The sequence below is a fragment of the Actinomycetospora sp. NBRC 106375 genome (assembly GCF_030269665.1).
Classification (GTDB): Bacteria; Actinomycetota; Actinomycetes; order Mycobacteriales; family Pseudonocardiaceae; genus Actinomycetospora.
Window position 1 is genome coordinate 510968 of sequence record NZ_BSTS01000001.1, and the last position, 15555, is coordinate 526522.

Consider the following 15555-nt stretch of genomic DNA (forward strand, 5'->3'; position numbering starts at 1 on the left):
GCCCGCGTCACCCGCTTCCGTCCCCCGTTCAGCCCAGCGTCCTTGAAGCGGTCAGGGTTGACCGTTACTGGCGCGGGCCGGGAGAGTGCGGGGATCGACGGGCGGGACGACGAGGAGGTCGGCGTGGCGGGAGAAGGCTTCACCGAGATCGAGTACTCGGTGGCCGACGGCATCGCGACGGTGGTGCTCGACCGGCCGGCGCGCATGAACGCGTTCACCGGGCGGATGTGCGACGAGTTGGTCGCGGCCTGCGACGCGATCGACGCCGACGACGACGTGCGCGTGCTCGTGGTGACCGGCCGTGGCCGGGCGTTCTGCGCGGGCGCCGACCTCGGCGAGGGCGGCGGCACGTTCGACGACCGGGGCCGGGACCCCGCCGAGACGAAGGCCGCCCGCTACGGCGAGATCGGCGGGGTGGGCCGCGACCGGGGTGGCGTCGTGTCGCTGCGCCTCGCCGCCCTGCAGGTGCCCGTGATCGCCGCGGTCAACGGGCCGGCGGTGGGCGTCGGCGCGACGATGACGCTGCCGATGGACGTGCGCGTCGCCGGGGCGTCCGCACGGTTCGGCTTCGTCTTCGCCCGGCGCGGGATCGTGCCCGAAGCGGCGTCGAGCTGGTTCCTGCCGCGGGTCGTGGGCATCTCGCGAGCGATGGAGTGGACGATGACCGGCCGGGTCTTCGGGGCGAAGGAGGCCCTCGAGGGCGGGCTGGTGTCGCGCGTCGTGCCCGACGAGGACCTCCTCGACACCGCCTACGGCCTGGCCCGCGAGGTCGCCGAGAACACCTCGTCGGTGTCGGTGGCCGTCACCCGGCACATGCTGTGGTCGATGCTGTCGGCGTCCTCGCCCTGGGAGGCGCACGCCCTGGACTCGCGGGCCGTCGCGGAGCTCGGCCGCGACCGCGACGCCGCCGAGGGGGTCACCGCGTTCCTCGAGAAGCGGGCTCCGGCGTTCCCCCTGCGCCGCACCCGCGACCACACCGACCTGGTGCCGGAGTGGCCGGCGCGGCCCTGAGCTACCCGGCGAGGGCGTCGACCGCCTCGGGAGCGCGCCTGCTGCGCCGCGTGCGGACGATCGCCCATCCGGCGAGAGCGGTTGCCAGGGCCGTCAGCACCGCACCGGAGAGCGTCACGGCGTCGCGGAACTCCACGGTCTGCGCCGCGCTCCAGTCCGCCGTCGCGATCGAGCCGCTGAACAGCGCCGCGAGGACGGTGCCGGTGACGGCGAGGCCGACGCCGGAGGAGACCTCGGTCGAGGTGTCGACGAGCGCGGCGCCGATCGAGGTCCGGTCCTCGGGCAGGCCGCGCAGCACGTTCACCGCGGCGACGACGCCGGAGATGCGCAGCCCAGCGGCGACGAGCGCCAGGGCGGCGGCGATCGCGGGGTAGCCGAGGCCGCCGAGCAGCGTGTAGGCGGCGAGCCCGGCCACGATCGCCACCGCACCGGACCACGCGGCCGCGTCGAAGCCGACGCGCTGGACGAACGGGTTCACGAACGGACCTGCGGCGATGAGGACCACGACCTGCGGCAGCATGCCCAGCGCCGCCGCCGCGGGCGACCAGCCGAGGTCGAGCTGCAGCTGGAGGGTCACCAGGTAGCCGAGCCCTGCCGTCGCCACCCCGGCCGCCGCCTTGTAGGCCAGGCCCCCGGACACCAGGGGGCGGGCGACGAGCGCGAGGTCGAGCAGCGGGTGGCGCGCCGAGCGCTCGCGCCGCACGAACGCGACCGCGGCGACGACGGCGGCCGCGGCGGCCGTCCACGGCGCCCACGAGCCGGCGCCCTCCTCGACGAAGAGGGTGGGGGCGAGGAGGGCGAGCACGATCGTCGCGGTGCCGAGCACGGCGCCGGGCACCTCGACCGGGTCCCGGCGGAGGTCGGTGGGGTCGTCGGCGGCGATGCCGAGGCGGATGCCGAGGATCGCGAGCACCGCGATCGGCACGTTGACCAGCAGCAGGACCTGCCACGGGGCGACCGCGAGCACCAGGCCGCCCGCGGTCGGGCCGACGGCGAGCCCGACCAGGCCCACGGTCGAGATGAGGGTGGTCGCCCGCACCCGCAGGCCGTCGTCGGCGAACAGCCGGAACGCCAGCGCGATCGACCCCGGGGTCGTCATCGCCGCCGCGACGCCCATGAGCGCGCGGACGGCGATCAGCTCGGGCGCGGTCGTGACGAGCGCGGTCGCCAGGCTCGCCACGCCCAGCAGGACCAGGCCGACGATCATGACGCGGCGGCGTCCGTACCGGTCGGCGACGGCGCCGAACACGAGCATCGACCCGCCGAACACGACCCCGTACGCGCCGGTGACCCACTGCAGCGCGACCGTCGACGCCCCCAGCTCGCGCCCGATCGTGGGCAGCGCGACGGTGAGAATCGAGTTGTCGAGCATCTCGAACAGGAACACCGCGGACAGACCCGCGAGGGCGACCCACGCCTCGCGGAGGGAGGTGGGCGAGCGGCGGGAGTCGGTGGACACGAACATCGTTCTATGTGCGAACGACGTTCGTGTCAAGCTAGAGTGGTGCGGTGAACCCCCGAGAGCGGCGCGCGGCGCGCCACCAGGCGCCGCGCGAGGAGGCCGACGGCCGGCCGCGGCGCCGGACGGCCCCGATCACCGTCGAGCAGGTCGTGGACACCGCCCTGGGCGTCGTCGCCGCCGAGGGCTACGAGGCCCTCACCATGCGCCGGCTCGCCACCGCCCTCGACACGGGTCCGGCCTCGCTCTACGCCCACGTGGTCAACAAGGCCGACCTCGACGAGCTGCTCATCGGGCGGCTCTCCGCCGAGCTGGTGCTGCCCGAGCCCGACCCGGCGACGTGGCGGGACCAGATCCGGGGCGTGTGCGTCCAGCTGCGGGACCGCTTCCTGGCCTACCCCGGCGTCTCGCGCGCCGCGCTCGCCATGGCGCCGACCGACCTCGAGACCGCACGCGTCAGCGAGGGCATGCTCGCGATCCTCCTCGCGGGCGGCGTCCCGCCGCAGGACGCCGCCTGGGCCATCGACGCCCTGTTGCTCTACGTGGCGGGCTACTGCCTCGAGGCCGCGCTGGTGCGGCAGCGGGCGAGCACCGACGACGCCGTGTGGGTGGTCGACCGTGCGGAGCTCCAGCGGCGGCTGACCTCGCTGCCCGCCGACCGCTTCCCCCACACCGTCCGGCACGCCGCCGAGCTGACCGCCGGCGAGGGCCACGACCGCTTCGACTTCACGCTCGGCCTGATGATCGACGGGCTCGCCCGCCGCTGACCGGGGCTGACCGGGGTCGCGAGGCTCAGGCGGGCAGCGGCGCCGGCATCTGCACGCTGTCGACCAGGTGGTTCAGCGCGGCGACGTCGCCGGTGAGCACCAGGGAGCCGTCCGCCTGCGCGTCCGCCGCCGGCAGCCCCATGTGCACGACCTGCGCGAGCGTGGTCGGCGAGCACCGCAGGGTCACGTCGGTCTCGCGGGTCTCGCCGCGCTCGATGTCCAGCTCGCCGTGGGCGAGGTGCACGCGGAACGGCTGCTCGTCGAGGACGAGCTGCAGCGTCACGTCGACGTCGGTCGCGCGCTCGGGCACGAAGAGGGTGCGCAGCGAGAGGATGAACGAGTCGACCTTGATGCTGTCCGAGGGCGGGAGCGCCCGCGCGGCCCACCGGCCGAGTGTCTGCAGCACCGGCTCGAGCTCCAGGCCCCACTCGGTGAGCTCGTAGACCGCCGAGGCCGCCGGCGGGGGCAGCCGCCGCCGCTGCAGGACGCCGGCGTCCTCGAGCTCGCGCAGGCGCTGCGAGAGGACGTTCGGGCTCGCGTGCGGGAGCCCGGCCCGCAGGTCGGTGAACCGCTTGGGTCCGAGCATCAGCTCGCGCACCACGAGCAGCGCCCACCGCTCGCCCACGAGGTCGAGCGCGTGGGCGGCGCCGCAACCGTCGAAGTAGTCCCGTCGTGCAGCCATACGGGTACCCTACCACCGGATACGACTACCGCCTCGGAAAGTTCGGTATTAGGACTCTCACGGTCCGTCGTCGGCGTCCACCACACCGTGACGCCACGCCCACGCGATGACCCGGGGACGGTCGGGCAGGCCGAGCTTGTCGAGCACCCGGCCGAGGTGGGTGTTCACCGTGGTCTCCCCCAGGTGCAGCCGGGCGGCCACCTCGGCGTTCGACAGCCCGCGCGCCACCTCGGCGAGCACCTCGGCCTCGCGCGCCGTGAGCGCCGGGGGCGCGGCCGGGCGGGGGCGGCTGCGCGCCACGGCGGCGACCACCCGGGGCACCACGGACGGATCCAGCGCGCCCTGCCCGGCGGCGACCCGGCGCAGGGCGTCGAGCATGTCCTCCGGCGGCGCGGTCTTGAGCAGGAACCCGGCGACGCCGGCGCGCAGGGCCGCCTCGAGGGTCTCGTCCTCGTCGAACGTGGTCAGCACCAGCACCCGGGCCGGTGACCCGGCCTCGGTCAGGGCGTGCGCCGCCCCGATGCCGTCCAGCCCGGGCATCCGCACGTCCATCAGCACGACGTCGGCCCGCACGTCGAGGGCGGTCCGCACCGCGGCGCGCCCGTCGGCCGCCTCCCCCGCGACCACGACGTCGGGCTCGCCCTCGAGCAGCATCCGCAGGCCGGCACGCACGAGCGTCTCGTCGTCGGCGAGGACGACCCTGATGGCGCCGGCCGGGTCGGTCACGAGATCACCGCGGGCGTCGTCGTGGTCCGTGTCGCCGGGGCGAGCGGGAGCACCGCCTCCACGCGGTAGCCGCCGCCCTCGCGAGGACCGGCCGTGAGCGTCCCGCCGAAGAGGGCGGCGCGCTCGCGCAGGTGCAGCAGGCCGTGGCCGCCGTGGGGATCGGCCGTGCCCGTCGCCCCTGTCCCCGGTCCAGGACGGTGATCGTCAGCGCCTCCCGGCGGTGGGTGAGCACGACCTCGGCTGCGGCGGTGTCCGCGTGGCGCAGCACGTTGGTCAGGGCCTCGGCGACGATCCGGTACGCCGAGGTGTCCATCGCCGGCGCGAGCACCGCCGGCTCGCCGTCCTCGCGCACGGTGACGGCGAGGCCGACGCGGCCCAGCTCGTCGACCAGGCCGGCGAGCCGGGACAGCGAGGGCGCCGGGTCGCGCGGATCGGGGTCGCCGGCGTCGGGGCGCAGCGCGCCGACGACCCGCCGCAGCTCGTCGACCGAGCGCCGTCCGAGCTCCTCGACCGCCCGCAGCGCCTCCCCCTCGGGGGTGTCCTGCAGCCGTCGGCGGAGCACGCCGACCTGCAGGGTCATGACGCTGACCGTGTGCGCGACGGCGTCGTGGAGCTCGCGGGAGATGCGGGCGCGCTCCTCGACGACGGCCAGGCGCCCGGAGCGCTCCCGCTCGGCGGCCAGGGCGGCGGCGAGCTCACGCAGCTCGGCGCCGCGACGGGCCTGGCGGCGCAGCAGCCAGCCGACGAGCCAGGCGCCGCCCATCGTCACGGCGAAGAACAGGAACTCGAAGACCTCCTCGCCGGACGCGACGAGGGCACCCGAGCCGCTCAGCGCGGTGAGGGCGGCGCCGGGGGCGCTCCAGCGCGGCCGCAGCCGGCGGGCGGCGAGGCCGACGAGCACCATCATCACGATCAGCGTCGTCCCGCCGACGCCGGGACTCCCGGGGTCGAGCAGCAGCTGCACCGGGTAGGCGATCACCGCGACGACGAGCCCGACCGCGGGCAGCAGCGGCGCGAGTGCGGCCCCGACGACCAGCAGCGCCAGCGGCAGGACGAACGACTGCGGCGGCGCGCCCCGGTACGTGAGGGCCTCGACCAGGCTCGCGGCGAGCACGAGCGCGGCGGCGACGAGACCGGCGAGGAGCCGGGACGGCACGGGGCCCATCACGCGGAGGGTAGGCGGCGCCGATCCGCGCGGGGTCCTCCTGCGGGACGACCAGGGGTGGCCCTCGGGACGACGTGATCGAGCCGTGAACACGATGTGTGAGCGTAAGCCGCTCCCTACCGTTCTGCTCATCGCTCGAACAGCGCAACCAGGATCACGAGGAGCCACGATGAGCACGACCTCCGCGCCCACCACCGCGATCGCCACTCCCACCGCCGCGCCCGCGACCGGCACCTCCCCGGTCCGCCTGGCCGCCGGCCTCGCCCTGATCGCGTTCCCGGTCCTGTTGGTCGCCGGCGTCGCCACGTCGCCACCCCAGGCCTCGGACGCCCCGGCGGACTACGTCGCGAGCCTGGGCACCGATCCCGGGCTGACGGCGCTGTCGGCGGGGCTGCTGCACTACTCGTGGGTGGCGTTCGCCCTGGGCGTGCTCGCGATCATCGGGCTGGTGCGGGGGCCCCGCGGGCGGGTGGTCGTGCCGCTGGCCGCGATCGTCACGTCGTTCTCCGCGATCCAGCTCTCCGGGCTCCTGCTCTCCGACTGGTTCACCGGCGCCGCCGCCCGCGCGATGCCGCTCGAGGCCGCCACCGCGCTGACCGAGGGCGTGTGGGCCGACCCCTGGGTGTCGACGTGGACGATCAGCGGCCGTGTCGTGGGCTTCGTCGGCATCCCGCTGGTGATCGCGGCTCTCGCCCGCGCCGGCGTCGTCAGCTGGTGGCTGCTGGGCGTCTCGGTGATCGGGTTCGCCGGCTTCGTCGTGCCTGGGACCTACGGCGTCCTCGCGGGGATGGCCGTCGCGACGGCGCCGATGATCGTGGTCGGCGTCCGACTGATCCAGCGCGCCGCGGCCCGCGTCCGCCGCGAGGAGCTCGCGGCCGCCTGATGCGCGCCCCCGCGACGAACGAACGGCGCTCTCGCTGCTTCGCAAGCAGCGAGAGCGCCGTTCGTTTCGGGAGGCGGGCGGCGGACGGGCGAGCGCACCCGTCCGAACAGGTCAGTGCGGGTCAGGTGCCGGGCGCGATGAAGAACTCGAGGGCGATGCCGTCGGGGTCGCGGAACGAGACGCCCGAGCCGTAGTGCGCCTTCTTGATGCCGCCGTGCTGGATGCCGAGCTCGTCGAGACGGTCGCGCCACTTCTCGAGCTCCGCGGTGCCCCCGAGGGCGAAGCCGACGTGGTCGAGGCCCGTGCGGGTCTCCTGGAAGCGGTCCTTCGACTCGCGGCCCTGGTGGGTGTGCAGGCCGAAGAGCTGCCCGCCGTCCAGCGCGTAGACGGTGTGGTGGAACTCGCCGCCCTCCTCGTCCTCGTCGAGCACCGGCTCGGCGCCGAAGAGACGGCTGTACCACTCGGTGCTGCGCTGCAGGTCGGAGACGGTGATCGCGACGTGCTGCAGGCCGGGGAAGGCCATGGTGGCGGGCTCCTTTGCCTCGTGCTCGGGTGTGCTCGGGTGTGCTCGGCGGTGTTCGGGTCTAGCGGTGCTGCCAGTTCGGGGGGCGCTTGGCGAGGAAGGCGGACATGCCCTCCTGCGCGTCGCAGGTCATGGCGTTGGTCGCCATCGTCTCCCGCATCTCCTCGTAGGCCGCGTCCTCCGGCAGGTCGACCTGCCGGTAGAACGCCTCCTTGCCGATGCGCAGCGTGACCGCGCTGGCGTCGGCGACCTTGGCGGCCAGCGCGCGGACGCTCGCGTCCAGCTCGTCCGGCGCGACGACCTGGTTGACCAGGCCCCAGTCGGCGGCCGTGACGGCGTCGATCGTCTCGCCGGTGAGCAGCAGCTGCATGGCGCGCTTGCGGCCGATCGCGCGCGTGACCGCGACCATCGGGGTGGAGCAGAACAGGCCGATCTTCACGCCCGGGGTCCCGAAGACGGCGACGTCGGCGGCGACCGCGAGGTCGCAGGCGGCCACCAGCTGGCAGCCGGCCGCGACCGCCACGCCCTGCACGGCGGCGATCACGGGCTGGGGCACCGCGTGCAGCGCGGACATGAGGTCGGTGCAGACGGCGAAGACCTCGCGCTCCTCCTCGAGCGTCCGGTCGACCATCTCGGAGAGGTCGTGCCCGGCAGAGAACGCCGGGCCCTCGGCGCGCAGGATGACGGCCCGGACACCGTCGCGCGCCGAGACCTCGCGCAGCGCGGCGGTCAGCTCGGTCATCGTCGCCACGGACAGCGCGTTGCGGCGCTTCGGGTTGTCGAGCGTCAGGACCGCGGTGGGGCCGTCGACCTCGACGCGGACCGCGGACGGGCCGCTGCCGGCCTCGGAGGTGTCGGGGGTGGCCGTGCTCACGCTCATGCGTCCACGTCTATCAGTCGTGAGCCCGCGGGACCAGCGCGGAGCGGGCCACCCGGCCCTGCCCGACCGGGCAGGGCGGCGGCGGCCCTGTCAGGCGCTGGTGCCCTCGCCCCGCATCCAGATGGCCCGCCGCTCCTCGTGGGTCCGGGCCTCGTCGGCCGCGGCCAGGCGGCGCCGCAGGCCGTCGTCGGCGGCACCCTGGGCGACCGCCCGCTCGGCCTCGGCCATCGCCTCGTCCGCCGCGGCCTCGGCCGGCGAGGCCGGGCGCGGCTGCCGGTCGGCGTCCTCGGGCACGCCGGGACCGTCGTCGTCGGTCTCTCCCTCGTGCGCGTACGGGTTGTCGGCGGGCAGCCCGGCCGAGATCCGGCCGTAGGCGCCGGTGAACAGCAGGACGCAGCCGGCGGCGATCGAGAAGAAGACGTTGGGCAGCCGGAAGGCCAGCACGTTGGCGCTGGTCCCGATCAGCCAGAGGTTGACGAACGCCGAGACGAGGAACAGCACCCCGACCACGATCATCACCGTCGAGGACGCCCGGCCGCCCCGGATCGCGGCGGCCACGAGGACGACCGCGGTCACCAGCGAGATCGTCGACAGCGCACCGTTGGTGGACAGGCCGAGGACCGGCGCGCCGTCGGTGTCGAAGAATCCGAGGCCGCCGGCGAACCCGAGGGCGCCGAAGACCGCGATGACCACGGCGACGACGACCGCGCCGACACGGTGCACCCAGACGACGCGGTGGTCGGCGCGCACGGCGTCCGGGCTCACCGCCCGGGCTCCTGCGTGCGTTCCCGCTGGGCCTCGCGGCGCGCCTCGGCGCCCGTCTCCCCCGCGTAGCCCAGGTCGCGGCCCGCGGCGCGGCCGACGAACGTGTCGGTGTCGCCGGTCCCGGTCACCGCGCCCTGGTCGCCCCGGTGCTCGGCGTGCGCGCCGCCGGCCACGCGGGACGCCGCGGTGCGCGGATCGTGGCCGGCGTCGGACTCGGAGGGGTCGGACGCGGGCGACGGGCCGACAGGACCGCCCTCGCCGGTCAGGCGCGCACGCCAGCGGGCGAGGGCGTCGGCGAGGGACATGGCGGACGCTCCGGGATCGCGACGGCAGGACCCAGGAGCATCGGCGCGGGCAGGGGCCGCGAAACGTCACGTTCCGGCGCCGCCCCGGGCCCGCAGGTCAGCAGCGCGGACGCTGCACCACGGGAACCCCGGGAACCACACGACGCAGGACAGGCGCACCTAGGGCCCCGGGTCACCTACTGACGTGACGCCGCGCCCGGCGCGACACTCCCCGGACGCGGTGCCCGCGACCGAGCGGAGGAGCCATGCCCCAGTTCGCCCTGTTCTTCTCGTACACCCCGGAGACGTGGGCGGCGCTGCTCACGAAGCCCGCCGACCGCACGGCCGCGGTGCGCGAGGCCGTCGAGGGCGTGGGCGGCACGCTCGACGCGCTCTGGTACATGCTCGGCGAGGACGACGGCATGGTGCTGTTCGAGGTGCCGGACGCGTCGGCGGCCGCCGCGCTCTCGCTCGCGGTCACCAGCAGCGGCTCGTTCTCGTCCGTGCGGACCGCGCAGCTCATCGCGGCCGGCGACCTCCCGGACGTGCTGACCGCCGCCGGCACCGCGCGCGGTGGGTACCGGCGACCCGGCGACTGAGGGGAGGGCGCCGCCGCGCCTCACCACCGGTGGGCGGCCCGCTCCCCCGCATCGAGGTAGGACGGGTCCAGCCACGGCGGGAGCTCGGTCGGGACCGCGACGTCGGCCCGTTCCCCGCGGAACGTCACGGTCGCCCGCCCGCCCGCGAGCTCGACGTCGACGTGCTCGAGGTTGTGCGGCTCGCCGACGTCGTGGCCCGTCGCCGCGCTCGCGAACGCCCGCAGCAGCGCCGAGTGCGAGCTGGCCAGCGCGATCGTGTCCGCCGGCTGCGCCCGGATACCGGCCCAGGCGCGGTAGGCGATCACCTGGGGCGGCTCGAAGTGCAGGTCGGTCGCGACCATCCACCGGTCGATCGGCCCGCCGAGCTTGGAGCCCGCGCCGAAGTCGGTGTCGAAGCGGTCGAAGGCCCGCGCCCAGTCCGGCGGGTCCCCGTCGAGGGCACGCCGGTGCCTGGCGACGCCGGAGGACTCGCGCGCCTCCCCGTCGAACAGGAACTGCAGGCTGTCGAAGCGCGCGTCGGGCACCAGCTCGCCGACGGTCACGTCGTCCTCCGGCCGGAGCTCGGCGAGCAGCACCTCGCGCAGGAGCTCCGCGGTCGCCGTGCCGCGGGCGGTCGGCGCGTGGGGCATCACGACCCGGGTCCCCGGCGGCAGCGTCGCGGCGAGCTCCTTGCCCTTGGCGCGCACCTGCTCCTCGCCGAGCGCGGTGAGCCCGACGTCGTCGTAGTACCCGTGGGTCTCGCCGTGGCGGATCAGCAACACACGACTCATGCGCCCACCCTGTCGTGATCAGCCCCGCGGCCGCACGACCGGTTCCGTGGTGCCGAACGGCGCGACCTCCAGATCGGCGGGTCGCTGCGCGCCGGCGAGGGCGAGGGTCAGGTCGAGCTCGGCGAGCACATCCCGCACGACCTGGGCCACCCCGGCCGCACCGGCGATCGCGAGCCCGTAGGCGAACGGGCGGCCCAGGCAGACCGCGGTGGCGCCGAGGGCGAGCGCGCGGGCGACGTCCGAGCCGCTGCGCACCCCCGAGTCGAGCAGCACCGGCGCCCGCCCGTCGACGGCCGCGACGACGCCGGGCAGCGCGTCGAGGGTCGCGACCGACCCGTCGACCTGCCGCCCGCCGTGGTTGCTGACCAGCACCCCGTCGACCCCGACGTCGAGGGCGCGCCGCGCGTCGTCGGGGTGCAGGACGCCCTTGAGCACCACCGGCAGGCGCGTGCGGGTACGCAGGGTGGCGATGTCGTCCCAGTTCAGCGTGGGGCGGGAGTAGACGCGCAGGAACGTCTCCACCGCGGCGCGGGGCAGCGGCGAGCGCAGGTTGTCGGCGAACCGCCCGGGATGGTTCCGGCTGATCTCCAGCAGTGTGCGGACGGCCGCGGGGGTCGGCGTCGGGGCGGCCCGGGAGGGACCGTCGGCGGTCTCCCGCGTGAGGCGGGCGAACACCGGGTCCGAGGTGTACTGCGCGATGCCCAGGCCGCGGGCGAACGGCAGGTGGCCGAGGTCGAGGTCGCGCGGGCGCCAGCCGAGCACGGTGGTGTCGAGGGTGACGACGACCGCGCCCGCCCCGGCCGCCTCGGCGCGCGCGAGGAAGGAGTCGACGAGGTCGTCGGAGGTCGACCAGTAGAGCTGCGACCACCAGCCGGCCGTGGCGTACGGGGCGATCTCCTCGGACGGGAAGCCCGCCTGGTTCGACACGATCATCGGGACGCCCGCCTGCGCGGCCCCGTGCACGACGGCGAGGTCGGCCCGGCGCGAGACCAGGTCCAGCGCGCCGATCGGGGCGAGCAGCAGCGGATGGTCGTACCTCCGCCCGAAGATCTCCACCGACGTGTCCCGCTCCCCCACCCCGCGCAGCATGCGGGGCACGATCCGGTGCCGGGCGAACGCGGCCCGGTTGGCGGCGACGGTCTCCTCGCTGCCGGCCCCACCCGCGACGTAGGCCCAGGCCCGCCGGGTCATGGCCCGCTTCGCCCGCCGTTCCAGTGCGGGGAACGCCGTCGGCACCACCGGGCGCCGCCCCGTGATCCCGCCCCGGTAGACCTCGTCCTGACGCACTCGTCCGCTCGCACCCACGGCGGGCATCCTCGTGCAAGCCTGGCGTCCACGCTGACGAGTCCACGACAGCACGCCGGCAGGGTCAGAAAATCACCATCCTCGAGGAGACGCGTTGAGCGCAGCAGCGGGCTTCGCCGGCGGCACCACGGCCGCCGAGCTGGAGGCCACCGTCCGCGGCTACATGGACGCCTGCACGGCCGGGGACGCCGATCTGGTCGCCGCCCACCTCGCCGGCAACGCCCGGCACTACTTCCCGCCGGACATGTACGACGGGCCGTGGGTCGGCGCGCGGGTGATCGGGCAGCGCTGGGCGACCGCGGTCCGCGAGCGCGGGTCGTCGTGGACCGTCGACGCGATCGTCGTCGACGAGCCCCGGCGCCGGGCCGTCTGCGAGTGGACCCACCACAAGGGCTCGCTGGGCGTGATCCTGCGCGGCGCGGAGTGGTACGAGTTCGACGACGACGGGCGCATCACCGAGATCCGCGCGTACTACGCCTCGCCCCAGGCCACCGGGTACACGCGCCTCGAGCTGGGGGGCTTCGACTACGCCGGCCGCGGCTACCCGCACGCCTGACCTGCGGCGCCGGCCGGACTACGGCACGCGGCGCCGGTCGGGGGCGATGCCGAGCGTCCGGGCCGCGGCGGCGGCCGCCCGCCGGTGGGGGACGTCGAGCTTGGTCAGGATCGCCGACACGTGGTGGTCGGTGGTCTTCTCCGTGATCACCAGCCGTGCCGCGATCTCCCCGTTGGTGAGCCCCTCGGCGAGCAGGCGCAGGACGTCGATCTGCCGGGCCGTGAGGCCGGCGGGGTTGGCGCGCGTGGCCCGGCGCGGACCGTGCGGGATCTGGCTGACGCCGAGGTCGCGCAGTCGGCGGCGGGCGATCTGGGCGGCCGGCCGGGCGCCGAGCTCGTCGAGGACCTGGAGCGCCTCCAGCGTCGGCTCGACCGCGCCGGAGTCGAGCAGCTCCAGCGCCCGCGGGTACGGGGCGCCCTGCGCGCCCCACCCCGCGGCCGCGGCGCGCCAGTCGCCGCGGCTCCGTCGCCGTCGGCGACCACCTCGGTGACGTAGAACGGGTTGCCGCCCGTGAGCCGGTACAGCTCGGCCGACGCCAGCGCGGTCCCGCCGGCCAGCGACGCCACGGCGGCCGCCGAGAGGTGTGGCACCGCGAGCCGGTGCACCGGGACGCCGGTGAGCCCGCCGAGCAGCCGCTGGGCCGGGTGGTCGCGCCCGATCTCGTCGTCGCGGTAGGAGACGACCACGACCGCCGAGGTCCGCTCGACGCGCCGGCACACGTACCGGAGGACGTCGAGGGTCGCGTCGTCGGCCCAGTGGACGTCCTCGACGACGAGCACGGTCGGGCGGACGGGGTCGGTGAGCTCGGCCAGGACGCCGGCGAGCAGGTCGTCGCGGGCGCCCCGGGCCAGGAGCTCCTCCAGCCGGGGCGACCGCCCGGAGAACGCCTCGCGGACCGCCCCCAGCGTGCGCGGGGTGATCAGGTCGTCGCAGGCCCCGGCGAGGACCCGGGTGTCGGCCCAGGGCCCCGCGGTGAACGACCGGATGAGCGTGCTCTTCCCGATCCCCGCCTCGCCCGCGACCAGCACCACGCTGCCGCGCCCGCCGGCGGCCGACGCGAGCGCGGCGTCGAGGGTCCCGAGCTCCTCGGTGCGCTCGAGCAGCCCGGCCGCCATGAGCCCATCGTCGCAGGTCAGCGCGGTGTCTCACCAGGCGCGCAGCGTCCCGCGGCGGTCACGGTGCGTGCGTCACGGCCTCACCCCGCGAGCAGCCGGTTCAGCGCCGGGGCGACGTCGCGGTGGGTGGCGATCGCGGCGAACCGGCCGTGCCCGAGGCGGGCCATGTCGCGGGCGAGCGGCGCGTCGTGCTCGCCGTCGGTCTCGCACAGGACGTGCAGCTCGTCGCACCGGCGCGCGATCTCGCGCGGGTCGGGGCCCGCGTTGTGGACCGCGTCGGTGAGCAGCACCGCGGTCCGCCGGCGCGCCGTCGACCGGGCGAGCTCCGCGCGGGCGACGGAGAGCCCGAACCCGACGTTGGTCAGCCCCCGGGCGGGGATGCGCACCAGCTGGTCGAGCAGCCGCGCGGGCGGGACCGGCTTCGCCGTGGACGCGAGGAGCGCCGCATCGGACCAGAACGCCACCAGCCCGAGCACGTCGTGCACGAGATCCGCCGACAGGGCGGCGACGGTGGCCGCGGCGATCTTGACCTTCTCCCCCCGCATCGACCCGGACACGTCCACCACCAGCACGACGGCCCGGCGCGCCCGCATCCGTTCGCGGACGACGATGTCGGTGTCCTCGGGCACCGGGCGCTCGGCGAGCACCTCGATGGTGCGGTCGAGGTCGATGTCGTCGCTGCGGTAGCGGTAGGGCACCGAGAGGAGACGCCCCGCACCGCGTTCCGCGCGGGCCTCGCGGGGGCGGCGGCGCACGGCCAGCCGACGCGCGATCCGCTGCGCCATCGCGGCGACCTCGGGGTCCGCGGTCCGGTCCTCGAGCAGCTCGTCGAGGTCGGCCAGGCGCGCGGTCTGGCCCGTGAGGAGCACCCCCTGCCCGCCCGCAGGCCGGGTGTCGGCGCCGTCCCCGGCCCGGGTGCCGCCGAGGTCGACGACGAGGGGGTCGGAGCCCTCACGGAACAGCGCCGGCGCCTCGGCGAGCTGCTTGGGCCTGCGCCGCAGGGGATCGAGCGTCCGGCGCTCGCGTCCCTCGGCGGTCGGGATCGCGACGGCGTTGTCGACGCTCAGGCGGTGCGGACCCGGCGCCGCCCGCCGGGGGAGGAGAAAAAATGGTTCTCCCAGATCTCGGTGATCACCTCTTCGGGGCTCGCGTCGGAGGCCTCGTCGACGCCCACCCGGGCGGTCAGCGCGAGCAGGGCCGCGTCGAGCACCAGGCGCGTGCGCTCCTCGTAGCTCCCGAGGGCCTCCAGCTCGGTCGCGATCGCCACCGTGTCGATCGCCCCGCGCACGCTGGAGCCCCGGCGCAGCTCCGGGTGGTGGCGGGTGGCCCGGGTGATGGCGACGGCGTCGCCGATCAGCGTCCCGTCGACGGAGCCGGTGCGGACGGCGACGATGTCGGTCTCCTCGGCCGCGTCCTGGTAGCCGACGGCGAGGCGGCACCACCGGTCGTAGACGGAGTCGGAGATCCGCGCCGTGCCGACGTTGTCGAACGGGTTCATCGAGGCCAGCACCCGGAACGTGGCCTCGGCGGGGATGGTGCCGACCCGGGGCACGGCGACCTCCCGCTCGGCCATCGCGGCGAGCAGCACGTTGAGCGTGTCCTCCGGGGCCCGGTTGAGCTCCTCGATGTAGAGGAACCCGCCCGAGCGCATCGCCTCGACCAGCGGCCCGGCCACGAAGTTGTCCTCGGAGTAGTCCTCCCGCAGGACCCGGGCCGGGTTGTGGTGGCCGACGAGCCGGGCGGGCGTCAGCTCGGCGTTGCCCTCCACCAGCACGAACGGGATGCCCCAGTTCCGCGTGATCGCGCGGAGCATGGTCGACTTCCCGGTCCCCGGCGGACCCTCCAGCAGGATGTCGCGGCCGGCGGTGACCGCGGCCAGGACGAGGTCGAGCTCCCGGCGGCGACCGACCAGCTCGCTGGTGATCGCGTCGCGCCGGGCGGCGGGGTCGGCTCGTGTCATCGCGTGCACCCTCCCGGCGCGGGTCGGTCCGACCATGACTACCAGCCCGCTCCGGGACCTGCCAAACCACCGGTCGGTAGGGACGAACCGGGGCGTCCGATCGTT

At 75.6% G+C, this 15555-nt stretch carries 19 protein-coding genes; 5 read left to right on the forward strand and 14 right to left on the reverse strand.

What is annotated here, in order from left to right; all coding sequences use genetic code 11:
• Positions 1-123: 123 nt before the first annotated feature.
• On the forward strand, positions 124-1011 hold the full coding sequence (locus tag QSK03_RS02450; RefSeq protein WP_285648359.1) for an enoyl-CoA hydratase-related protein: 888 nt from the start codon (positions 124-126) through the stop codon (positions 1009-1011).
• 1 nt (position 1012) lies between these two features.
• Here the strand turns inward: QSK03_RS02450 and QSK03_RS02455 are convergent, their stop codons facing one another.
• Positions 1013-2476, reverse strand: a complete 1464-nt coding sequence (locus tag QSK03_RS02455) for an MFS transporter (protein WP_285648360.1) — start codon at positions 2474-2476, stop codon at positions 1013-1015.
• 44 nt (positions 2477-2520) lie between these two features.
• Here QSK03_RS02455 and QSK03_RS02460 point away from each other — a divergent pair, with 44 nt between their 5' ends.
• A complete protein-coding gene (locus QSK03_RS02460) occupies positions 2521-3237 on the forward strand; it encodes a TetR/AcrR family transcriptional regulator (protein WP_285648361.1) in 717 nt (238 codons plus the stop codon).
• A 25-nt stretch (positions 3238-3262) separates the two neighbouring features.
• On the opposite strand, the gene QSK03_RS02465 is transcribed toward QSK03_RS02460, so the two are convergent.
• The 3 genes from QSK03_RS02465 to QSK03_RS02475 are packed head-to-tail and all read right to left on the reverse strand — an operon-like array spanning position 3263 to position 5810.
• Positions 3263-3919, reverse strand: coding sequence for a winged helix-turn-helix transcriptional regulator (locus QSK03_RS02465; RefSeq protein WP_285648362.1), 657 nt, complete (start codon positions 3917-3919; stop codon positions 3263-3265).
• 57 nt (positions 3920-3976) lie between these two features.
• Complete coding sequence (locus QSK03_RS02470; protein ID WP_285648363.1) at positions 3977-4645, reverse strand: response regulator; 669 nt, start codon at positions 4643-4645, stop codon at positions 3977-3979.
• 4 nt (positions 4646-4649) lie between these two features.
• On the reverse strand, positions 4650-5810 hold the full coding sequence (locus QSK03_RS02475; RefSeq protein ID WP_285648364.1) for a sensor histidine kinase: 1161 nt from the start codon (positions 5808-5810) through the stop codon (positions 4650-4652).
• A 169-nt stretch (positions 5811-5979) separates the two neighbouring features.
• On the opposite strand from QSK03_RS02475, the gene QSK03_RS02480 reads away from it, so the two are divergent.
• Complete coding sequence (locus QSK03_RS02480) at positions 5980-6693, forward strand: hypothetical protein (RefSeq protein WP_285648365.1); 714 nt, start codon at positions 5980-5982, stop codon at positions 6691-6693.
• Positions 6694-6814: 121 nt separating this feature from the next.
• Here the strand turns inward: QSK03_RS02480 and QSK03_RS02485 are convergent, their stop codons facing one another.
• The 4 genes from QSK03_RS02485 to QSK03_RS02500 all read right to left on the reverse strand — a co-directional run bounded on the left by QSK03_RS02485 (position 6815) and on the right by QSK03_RS02500 (position 9166).
• A complete protein-coding gene (locus QSK03_RS02485) occupies positions 6815-7216 on the reverse strand; it encodes a VOC family protein (RefSeq protein WP_285648366.1) in 402 nt (133 codons plus the stop codon).
• Positions 7217-7277: 61 nt separating this feature from the next.
• The gene (locus QSK03_RS02490) at positions 7278-8096 is read right to left on the reverse strand and encodes an enoyl-CoA hydratase (RefSeq protein ID WP_285648367.1); all 819 of its coding nucleotides are present in this window, start codon (positions 8094-8096) and stop codon (positions 7278-7280) included.
• Between the two features lie 90 nt (positions 8097-8186).
• Positions 8187-8861: a DUF4383 domain-containing protein gene (locus QSK03_RS02495; RefSeq protein WP_285648368.1), complete on the reverse strand. Its 675-nt coding sequence runs from the start codon at positions 8859-8861 to the stop codon at positions 8187-8189.
• The gene (locus QSK03_RS02500; RefSeq protein WP_285648369.1) at positions 8858-9166 is read right to left on the reverse strand and encodes a hypothetical protein; all 309 of its coding nucleotides are present in this window, start codon (positions 9164-9166) and stop codon (positions 8858-8860) included. Before QSK03_RS02500 ends, QSK03_RS02495 begins: the two co-directional genes overlap by 4 nt.
• Before the next feature lie 245 nt (positions 9167-9411).
• Here QSK03_RS02500 and QSK03_RS02505 point away from each other — a divergent pair, with 245 nt between their 5' ends.
• Entirely contained in the window at positions 9412-9744 is a 333-nt protein-coding gene (locus QSK03_RS02505) for a GYD domain-containing protein (RefSeq protein ID WP_285648370.1), read from the forward strand.
• Between the two features lie 20 nt (positions 9745-9764).
• Here the strand turns inward: QSK03_RS02505 and QSK03_RS02510 are convergent, their stop codons facing one another.
• Complete coding sequence (locus QSK03_RS02510; RefSeq protein WP_285648371.1) at positions 9765-10514, reverse strand: histidine phosphatase family protein; 750 nt, start codon at positions 10512-10514, stop codon at positions 9765-9767.
• Positions 10515-10532: 18 nt separating this feature from the next.
• Positions 10533-11828 (reverse strand): alpha-hydroxy-acid oxidizing protein, encoded by a 1296-nt coding sequence (locus QSK03_RS02515; RefSeq protein WP_285648372.1) that lies wholly within the window; start codon positions 11826-11828, stop codon positions 10533-10535.
• A gap of 85 nt (positions 11829-11913) precedes the next feature.
• Between QSK03_RS02515 and QSK03_RS02520 the strand changes: the two genes are divergently transcribed.
• The gene (locus tag QSK03_RS02520; RefSeq protein WP_285648373.1) at positions 11914-12375 is read left to right on the forward strand and encodes a nuclear transport factor 2 family protein; all 462 of its coding nucleotides are present in this window, start codon (positions 11914-11916) and stop codon (positions 12373-12375) included.
• An 18-nt stretch (positions 12376-12393) separates the two neighbouring features.
• On the opposite strand, the gene QSK03_RS02525 is transcribed toward QSK03_RS02520, so the two are convergent.
• From QSK03_RS02525 to QSK03_RS02540, 4 genes are all read right to left on the reverse strand, one after another.
• Entirely contained in the window at positions 12394-12585 is a 192-nt protein-coding gene (locus QSK03_RS02525; RefSeq protein WP_285648590.1) for a helix-turn-helix domain-containing protein, read from the reverse strand.
• Complete coding sequence (locus tag QSK03_RS02530; RefSeq protein WP_285648374.1) at positions 12522-13490, reverse strand: ATP-binding protein; 969 nt, start codon at positions 13488-13490, stop codon at positions 12522-12524. Before QSK03_RS02530 ends, QSK03_RS02525 begins: the two co-directional genes overlap by 64 nt.
• An 80-nt stretch (positions 13491-13570) precedes the next feature.
• Positions 13571-14359: a vWA domain-containing protein gene (locus tag QSK03_RS02535; RefSeq protein WP_285648375.1), complete on the reverse strand. Its 789-nt coding sequence runs from the start codon at positions 14357-14359 to the stop codon at positions 13571-13573.
• A gap of 194 nt (positions 14360-14553) precedes the next feature.
• Positions 14554-15450, reverse strand: a complete 897-nt coding sequence (locus QSK03_RS02540; protein WP_285648376.1) for an AAA family ATPase — start codon at positions 15448-15450, stop codon at positions 14554-14556.
• Positions 15451-15555: the final 105 nt, after the last annotated feature.

Coding starts and splice junctions, on each gene's coding strand:
- QSK03_RS02490 (WP_285648367.1), bottom strand. CDS start 8,096: ATGAGCGTGAGCACGGCCACCCCCGACACCTCCGAGGCCGGCAGCGGC.
- QSK03_RS02465 (WP_285648362.1), bottom strand. CDS start 3,919: ATGGCTGCACGACGGGACTACTTCGACGGTTGCGGCGCCGCCCACGCG.
- QSK03_RS02515 (WP_285648372.1), bottom strand. CDS start 11,828: ATGCCCGCCGTGGGTGCGAGCGGACGAGTGCGTCAGGACGAGGTCTAC.
- QSK03_RS02540 (WP_285648376.1), bottom strand. CDS start 15,450: ATGACACGAGCCGACCCCGCCGCCCGGCGCGACGCGATCACCAGCGAG.
- QSK03_RS02475 (WP_285648364.1), bottom strand. CDS start 5,810: ATGGGCCCCGTGCCGTCCCGGCTCCTCGCCGGTCTCGTCGCCGCCGCG.
- QSK03_RS02505 (WP_285648370.1), top strand. CDS start 9,412: ATGCCCCAGTTCGCCCTGTTCTTCTCGTACACCCCGGAGACGTGGGCG.
- QSK03_RS02510 (WP_285648371.1), bottom strand. CDS start 10,514: ATGAGTCGTGTGTTGCTGATCCGCCACGGCGAGACCCACGGGTACTAC.
- QSK03_RS02480 (WP_285648365.1), top strand. CDS start 5,980: ATGAGCACGACCTCCGCGCCCACCACCGCGATCGCCACTCCCACCGCC.
- QSK03_RS02455 (WP_285648360.1), bottom strand. CDS start 2,476: ATGTTCGTGTCCACCGACTCCCGCCGCTCGCCCACCTCCCTCCGCGAG.
- QSK03_RS02500 (WP_285648369.1), bottom strand. CDS start 9,166: ATGTCCCTCGCCGACGCCCTCGCCCGCTGGCGTGCGCGCCTGACCGGC.
- QSK03_RS02530 (WP_285648374.1), bottom strand. CDS start 13,490: ATGGCGGCCGGGCTGCTCGAGCGCACCGAGGAGCTCGGGACCCTCGAC.
- QSK03_RS02485 (WP_285648366.1), bottom strand. CDS start 7,216: ATGGCCTTCCCCGGCCTGCAGCACGTCGCGATCACCGTCTCCGACCTG.